At 49.0% G+C, this 6,529-nt stretch carries 8 protein-coding genes; 2 read left to right on the forward strand and 6 right to left on the reverse strand.

Features of this window, described 5'->3' with window-relative positions; genetic code table 11:
- Positions 1 to 167 precede the first annotated feature (167 nt).
- Positions 168 to 416: a helix-turn-helix domain-containing protein gene (locus LBJ25_04520; protein ID MDR1453218.1), complete on the forward strand. Its 249-nt coding sequence runs from the start codon at positions 168 to 170 to the stop codon at positions 414 to 416.
- On the opposite strand, the gene LBJ25_04525 is transcribed toward LBJ25_04520, so the two are convergent.
- From LBJ25_04525 to LBJ25_04550, 6 genes are all read right to left on the reverse strand, one after another.
- Positions 413 to 847: a GatB/YqeY domain-containing protein gene (locus LBJ25_04525; GenBank protein ID MDR1453219.1), complete on the reverse strand. Its 435-nt coding sequence runs from the start codon at positions 845 to 847 to the stop codon at positions 413 to 415. The two genes, LBJ25_04520 and LBJ25_04525, sit on opposite strands and share 4 nt — an antisense overlap.
- A gap of 9 nt (positions 848 to 856) precedes the next feature.
- Positions 857 to 2,863: a glycine--tRNA ligase subunit beta gene (glyS, locus tag LBJ25_04530; protein ID MDR1453220.1), complete on the reverse strand. Its 2,007-nt coding sequence runs from the start codon at positions 2,861 to 2,863 to the stop codon at positions 857 to 859.
- A gap of 10 nt (positions 2,864 to 2,873) precedes the next feature.
- Positions 2,874 to 3,746 carry a glycine--tRNA ligase subunit alpha gene (glyQ, locus tag LBJ25_04535; protein ID MDR1453221.1) on the reverse strand — a complete coding sequence of 291 codons (873 nt, stop codon included), beginning with the start codon at positions 3,744 to 3,746 and terminating at the stop codon, positions 2,874 to 2,876.
- Between the two features lie 83 nt (positions 3,747 to 3,829).
- Positions 3,830 to 4,219, reverse strand: coding sequence for a HEPN domain-containing protein (locus tag LBJ25_04540; protein ID MDR1453222.1), 390 nt, complete (start codon positions 4,217 to 4,219; stop codon positions 3,830 to 3,832).
- The gene (locus LBJ25_04545) at positions 4,212 to 4,535 is read right to left on the reverse strand and encodes a nucleotidyltransferase domain-containing protein (protein MDR1453223.1); all 324 of its coding nucleotides are present in this window, start codon (positions 4,533 to 4,535) and stop codon (positions 4,212 to 4,214) included. Before LBJ25_04545 ends, LBJ25_04540 begins: the two co-directional genes overlap by 8 nt.
- Positions 4,532 to 5,122, reverse strand: a complete 591-nt coding sequence (locus tag LBJ25_04550; protein MDR1453224.1) for a uracil-DNA glycosylase — start codon at positions 5,120 to 5,122, stop codon at positions 4,532 to 4,534. The genes LBJ25_04545 and LBJ25_04550 overlap by 4 nt, the downstream gene beginning before the upstream one ends.
- A 166-nt stretch (positions 5,123 to 5,288) precedes the next feature.
- On the opposite strand from LBJ25_04550, the gene LBJ25_04555 reads away from it, so the two are divergent.
- The coding region (locus tag LBJ25_04555; GenBank protein MDR1453225.1) for an ATP-binding protein at positions 5,289 to 6,529 on the forward strand (1,241 nt) is incomplete at its 3' end.

Consider the following 6,529-nt stretch of genomic DNA (forward strand, 5'->3'; position numbering starts at 1 on the left):
TATTTGTAACGTGCCATAAACACACCCCCTTTTTAAGTAACTACCAATATGTTTACAGTTATTTCTTAGACAACTAATTAACCTACTCAATTGAGTAGGTTAATATCTTACCACCACTCTGTAAGATGTCAAGCAAAGGTTACTCGCTAGAGTAGGAATGGAACGCTATGGAAAAAACGCCAAAAGAACGTTATTGGGCAGTGCTAGATCCCAAACTAAAGCGGCTAGGCCAGCGCATCGAAAAATTCAGAATAAGAAAAGGATTTGCCACCAAAGAAAGTCTGGCTTTTACAGCCGGCATCAGCATTTATTATTACTACCGGATGATCAAAGGCACCGCGAATATTTCGCTCTTGCAGTTAATTAAAATTTGCGACACGCTGAATATCAAAGCGCGGGATTTGCTCGATTTCTAAACCAGCAGTTTATTCAAAATATCTCTGACCGCCGCGCCGTCGGCTTGACCACCGAGTTTGCCCAGCGTGGTCTTCATTAACAGGCCGAATTTGCTTTTGTCTTTGCCCAATTCGCCGATCGTAGCCTGCGCCGCCGCTACGATCTGTTCGGCGGTTAATTCCGGCGGCAGAAACTCCCGCACTATCGCCAGCTCCGCTTCTGTTTCAGCAGCGATCTCATTTTTGCCGGCCTTTTTAGCCAGCTCGATAGCCTCGGCCAAAGTCCTGGCGTAACCGCGAAAAAGTTTCTGGCTCTCCGCCTCGCTGATCTCGCCGCGCGCGTTGACATCGAGTATCCTGGCTTTGAGCATACGCGCCACCGCAAGCCGCCGCTGATTTTTTTCTTTCATCGCTGTTTTGATTTCTTCATTTAATTTTTCGACTATGGCCATAAAGCCTCCTTACAGTACTATTTTAGTATAATCCGCTGTCTGTTTAAACAGGCGGTCAATTTCTTTCAACAAAGACAGATAGGCGTTTTTTTGTTTTTCGTCTTTATCCATCACTAAAATTTTCGCAAAAAATCTCTCGATCGGCGCGACGAATTCCGGCGCCGCGGCTTTCCGGCGCAGCAGATCCAGCAAAGTTTTGGCTTCCGGTTTTTGCAGCAGGCTTTCTTGCGCCACGGCCAAACCGTCCGCCCGCTGCGCCGCAATATTATTGACGCGCACAGCCGCTTCGATAAATTTGCGGTCTTTTTTCCGCTCAGCCACCAGCGCGGCATTGGCAATGGTCTGGAAAATATCTTCACAGTCCACCGCCAGCGCCGCCTCAATAACGTCATAAGCATAGCGCATTTCCTGCAAAACATTTTTCAGGCGCAATTTAAAAAATTTTAAAATGTCTTTTTGCAGATCTTTTTTAGCTTTCAACAAATCCAAAGCCTGCGCGATCAGCGCCGGTAAATCGACATCCAGTTTTAGCGTCTGGATCAGCGTCACCACGCCCTGCGCGGCGCGGCGCAAAGCGTAAGGATCGGCCGAACTGGTCGGCAGCAATCCCGCGGCAAAACAGGAAACTACCGAATCCAGTTTATCCGCGACGGCTACCGCAACGGAGATCAGGGAAACGCCGCGGACATCCTCGCCGGCATAACGCGGCTGCCAGTGTGCAAAAACAGCCGCCGCAACTTCCGGCGCTTCTCCAGCCGCCGCCGCGTAATAACGCCCCATAACGCCCTGCAGTTCGGGAAATTCGTAAACCATTTTGGAATTTAGATCCGCTTTAGCCAGCCAGGCCGCGCGAGACGCCAATTTTTTCTGCGCCGGAGTAAGTTTTAATTTATCCGCCAAATATTCCGTCAGCGCAACGATCCGTTCGATTTTTTGATAGATCGTGCCGATTTTTTCCTGATAAGTAACTTTTTTTAAACCCTCGAGCATTTTTTCCAGCGGTGTTTTTAGGTCTTCCTCGTAAAAAAATTTAGCATCCTCCAGCCGCGCGGTCACAACTCTGACATTGCCGCTGAGAATATTGGCCAGCGACTTTTCGTTTACGTTATTAGAGATCAGAATAAAATATTTGGTCAGCCGCCCTCGCGCGTCGAGCAGCGGAAAATATTTTTGATTTTTCTGCATGGTCGTGATCAGACATTCCTGCGGCACGGACAAATATTTTGCGTCGATCTCCGCCAGCGCCGCCGCCGGACATTCGTTAATAAATGTCACTTCATTTAAAACCTGTTCGTCCAGCGCCGCCCGCAGTTTATGCTCGGCTTCGATCTGTTTGATCTGCGCGGTGATCATAGCGCGGCGCGTTTGCGGATCGGCGTAAACTTTATGTTTCTCCAGCGCGGCCAAATAATCGCCCGGCCTTTTGATCTCTATTTCCTGATTAGAAAAAAACCGGTGGCCGCGCGAGAGGCGTCCGGAACGAATGCCGGCATACTCAAAATCAATGACCCGCTCATTCAGCAGCGCGACAAACCAATGGATCGGCCGGATAAACTGCACGGACAAATCGCCCCAGCGCATGGCGATCGGCAAATGCACCGTGGTGTACAAAGCGCCGGACAAAAACTCCCGCAAAATCTCCTCAGCCGCGCGGCCTTTTTTATCCTGCGCCGCATAGAGATAAGCGACGCCGCCGAAATCTTTTTTCTGAATGTCCTTTTCGTTCAAATTATTTTTCTTTAAAAACCCCGCGCCAGCCGGAGTGAGCTGACCGTCCGCATAGGCGGCTTTGACCGGCGGGCCTTTTAATTCCAGGCGGCGGTCAGCCTGACGTTCAGCTAAACCTTCGAGCAAAACAGCCAGACGTCTATCCGTACCGTAAACGGACAATTTGTCGAAACTCAAAATATTATCCTGCAAAAGTTTGCGGAAAACTTTATCCAGATTATTCAGCATTTCCCGCACAAATCTGGCGGGAATTTCCTCTGTGCCTATTTCTAATAAAAAGTCCGCCATAAACCTTCCTCTATTTTCTTCTCAGCAGCGGAAAACCCAAACGTTCCCGCTCCGCGACATACATTTGCGCGCACTCTCTGGCCAGATCACGAATACGACCAATGTAACCGGTGCGTTCCGTCACCGAGATCGCGCCGTGCGCGTCCAGCAGATTAAAAGTATGCGAGCATTTTAGCGTTTGATCGTAGGCTGGTAGGACGATCTTATTGGCCAGGCAGCGCGCGGCTTCTTTTTCGGCCAGATTGAAAATCTGCAAAAGCATCGCCGTGTCCGAAACTTCAAAATTGTACCTGGACTGCTCGCGCTCGTTTTGCAGATAGACGTCGCCGTAAAGCACGCCGGCCGCCCATTCCACCTGATACACGGAATCCTTGCCCTGAATAAACATCGCCAGCCGTTCCAGACCGTAAGTTAATTCCACCGCGACCGGCTGGAGATCCAAACCGCCGCATTGCTGAAAATAAGTAAACTGCGTGATCTCCATGCCGTCCAGCCAAACTTCCCAGCCCACGCCCCACGCGCCGAGCGTCGGCGACTCCCAGTTGTCCTCGACAAAACGAATGTCGTGCTCCTCCGGCACAATGCCGATCGCGCGCAGACTGTCGAGATACAGATCCTGCGCTTCCAGCGGCGAAGGCTTGAGGATCACCTGATACTGAAAATAATGCTGCAAGCGGTTGGGATTTTCGCCGTAGCGCCCATCGGTCGGGCGGCGGGACGGCTCCACGTAAGCGACATTCCACGGCTCCGGCCCCAGCACGCGCAGAAACGTCGCGGGGTTCATTGTGCCAGCGCCTTTTTCTATATCGTAAGGCTGGAGCATCAGGCAGCCTTTGGCCGTCCAGTACTCATGCAAACGCAAGATCATTTGTTGAAAATTCATGCTGCCAAAATTTTAACATTAAAAGGCCGTTTTATGTAGCGTGTGGATAAGTTGCGCAGTTATTTTTCGCGCTGGCGCTGCGCTTATGCATCAGGAAACAATGACTTCAGAAATTCTAAAACCTTCTTGGCTTGTTTGACTGCGCTATGCACATCTTCCTCTGTAATATGGATCTCCTCAGGATGCCTCGGCTGAACACTATATTGGTCTAACTCAATACAGGCCGATTTTATCAAATTATTATTTGGCACAAAATCTTTAATTTGCGAAAATAATTCTCTTAAATCATGCGTCCTTGGAGCCTCCGTATTATTGATAATCAAAATGCCTTTTAATAATTTTTCTACGGACTGCTGACAATGAAAACAAATTATTTCTTTGGGCAAAGGCCTGTGCCGCAACAGAAATTCAGCGCTGCTTAAATCCATTTCAGCAAAACGCAGCCATTCTAGAGACAACAACAAATCATCCATAGATAACAATCCCTTTTTCGGCAACTTTTCGCTCGATGGTATGCGCTGATTTCCGATATTGAAAGCGCGTGTTGGTATTAAGCAATATATCTATCGGCAAAGTTTTCTTATCCCATAAAGCAGCGCCAATTAAACGCTTGGCTTCCAATTGCCGGTACGGCGCGTCGTCTTTCATTACCACATAGAAATCCAGATCAGAATTTTCGCGCGGAGTACCATAAACATAGGAACCGAATAAATATATCTGCTTCACAGGCACAGTCTCAACGATAATTTTTTTTACTATCTCTATTTGTTCTTGAACTTTCTTGTTCATATTTTATTTTCCAGTTTTTTAAATTCCAGCGCGGATTTGACCGCTTTGAGATCCTGCCAGGTCTGCCATTTGGGACTGCCGACTTCCGACGAGGCGTTGCGCAGCAGATACGATGGATGAAAAATGATCAGCGCGTCCACGCCCTCGCAAGTCACCCATTTGCCGCGCGCTCTGGTGATGCCGGGCATTTCCTCGCCCAGCATATTTTTCATAGCCACCGCGCCGACCAGCACAATAATTTTTGGCCGCACCAGACGGATCTGGTCTTTGAGCCAGTGCATACAGGCATTGGCTTCCTCTCTCTCGGGATTGCGGTTGCCGGGCGGACGGCATTTGCAAATATTGGCGATGTAAGCGTCAGTGTCACGGTTGATGCCGACCGCCGCCAGCATTTTGGTCAGGAGCTGTCCGGCGCGCCCGACAAAAGGGATGCCCTGCTCGTCCTCGTCCGCTCCCGGCGCCTCGCCGATGAACATCAGATCGCACGGCGCGGGACCAACGCCGAAAACCACCTGCTTGCGCGCCTCCGCCAAACCGCAGGCCGTGCATTTCAGACATTCTGTCTGGAGTTCCTCGTATTCGGACATGAGATAATTTTAGCAAATAACCGGAGAAAAACCTATCTTAAAAATCGGTTGGCTGCGATACCTAACGGGGCAGGCCAAAATTTACTCTGTTTTACATACTACGAAAATATGGTATCATAATACTAGAAAATCTGGTATCGTAATACCAGAATTTATAGGAGAGCTTATGGCTTACTTTCGGCGATTTTTAACGGCTACTCTGGAAAAAACCCTGAAAACACGACCGCTGATTTATTTGAACGGCCCCCGCCAGACCGGCAAGTCTACACTGGCCAGTCATATCTCGGCCGGCCGGCCGATCAACTATTTGTCTTTTGACGCGCCGCTCGTCTTAGCCAATGTTAAAAACAATCCCGCGGCCTTCTTAAATTCGCTACCGCAGGATAGGCTGAATGTGCTGGATGAAATACAGCTCTGTCCGGAATTATTCCCCTATTTGAAGATTGCCGTTGACCGAAGCCGCGCCAAAAATAAATCCACCGGCTTATTTTTGCTCACCGGCTCAGCCAATCTATTGGCCTTGCCGCGGCTGGCGGAAAATCTGGTGGGACGGATGTCCGTCTTAAAACTGCTGCCTTTTTCCGCGGCGGAATATTTTCAGACAGACTATAATTTTGTAGAACAGTTATTTGCCGCCCGCCCGGTCTACAAAAAATACACCGCAGCAAAAATTGCGGACATTATCAAAAAGGCCACTTATCCGGAACTCGCTTTGCAAAAAAAACTAGATCGCCAGCGCTGGCTGGACGATTATCTAAACCTGCTGATCCAGCGCGATGTCCAAGCGCTGGCCGACATTCGCCATCCGGACAAAATACTGATCTTACTGTCCGTTCTGGCCGCGCGCGCGGGCGGATTGCTCAACAACAGTTCTGTCGCTATGGACACTGGTTTGGACCTTAAAACTTATGAGAAATACAAATCCAGCCTACTCAATACTTTTTTGATTCTTGAAGTCAAACCCTGGACTCCGCTTGCCAAATTCAGCAAACGTTTTGTCAAAGCGCCAAAACTTTATTTCACGGATACCAATCTGCTGGTTTATTTAATGAAACGAGAGCTAAACACGCTGGCCAATGATCCCGCGGCTTTTGGCCACGTTTTAGAAAACTTCGCAGCCACAGAATTACTCAAACAAATTTCCACCGGCCTGAACGTTAGTTTATGGCATTTTCGCACCGCCGACCACAAAGAAGTGGATTTTGTGCTGGAAAAAACCAACGGAGACATTATCGGCCTGGAAGTAAAATCCGCTGGCGCGGTAAGCAACAGCGATGCCAAAGGCCTGCGGGAATTAAAAAAAATCGCCGCGGCCAAATTTAAGCGCGGTGTAATTTTATACACCGGTCAAGAAATTTTACCCATAGACAGAGACATTTGGGCAATGCCGATCAATTGTTTGTGGGA

The sequence above is a fragment of the Candidatus Margulisiibacteriota bacterium genome (assembly GCA_031268855.1).
GTDB lineage: Bacteria > Margulisbacteria > Termititenacia > Termititenacales > Termititenacaceae > Termititenax.

Bases quoted from the DNA above. Each gene is read 5' to 3' on its own strand.
- LBJ25_04520 (MDR1453218.1), top strand. From the start codon at position 168: ATGGAAAAAACGCCAAAAGAACGTTATTGGGCAGTGCTAGATCCCAAA.
- LBJ25_04525 (MDR1453219.1), bottom strand. From the start codon at position 847: ATGGCCATAGTCGAAAAATTAAATGAAGAAATCAAAACAGCGATGAAA.
- glyS (MDR1453220.1), bottom strand. From the start codon at position 2,863: ATGGCGGACTTTTTATTAGAAATAGGCACAGAGGAAATTCCCGCCAGA.
- glyQ (MDR1453221.1), bottom strand. From the start codon at position 3,746: ATGAATTTTCAACAAATGATCTTGCGTTTGCATGAGTACTGGACGGCC.
- LBJ25_04540 (MDR1453222.1), bottom strand. From the start codon at position 4,219: ATGGATGATTTGTTGTTGTCTCTAGAATGGCTGCGTTTTGCTGAAATG.
- LBJ25_04545 (MDR1453223.1), bottom strand. From the start codon at position 4,535: ATGAACAAGAAAGTTCAAGAACAAATAGAGATAGTAAAAAAAATTATC.
- LBJ25_04550 (MDR1453224.1), bottom strand. From the start codon at position 5,122: ATGTCCGAATACGAGGAACTCCAGACAGAATGTCTGAAATGCACGGCC.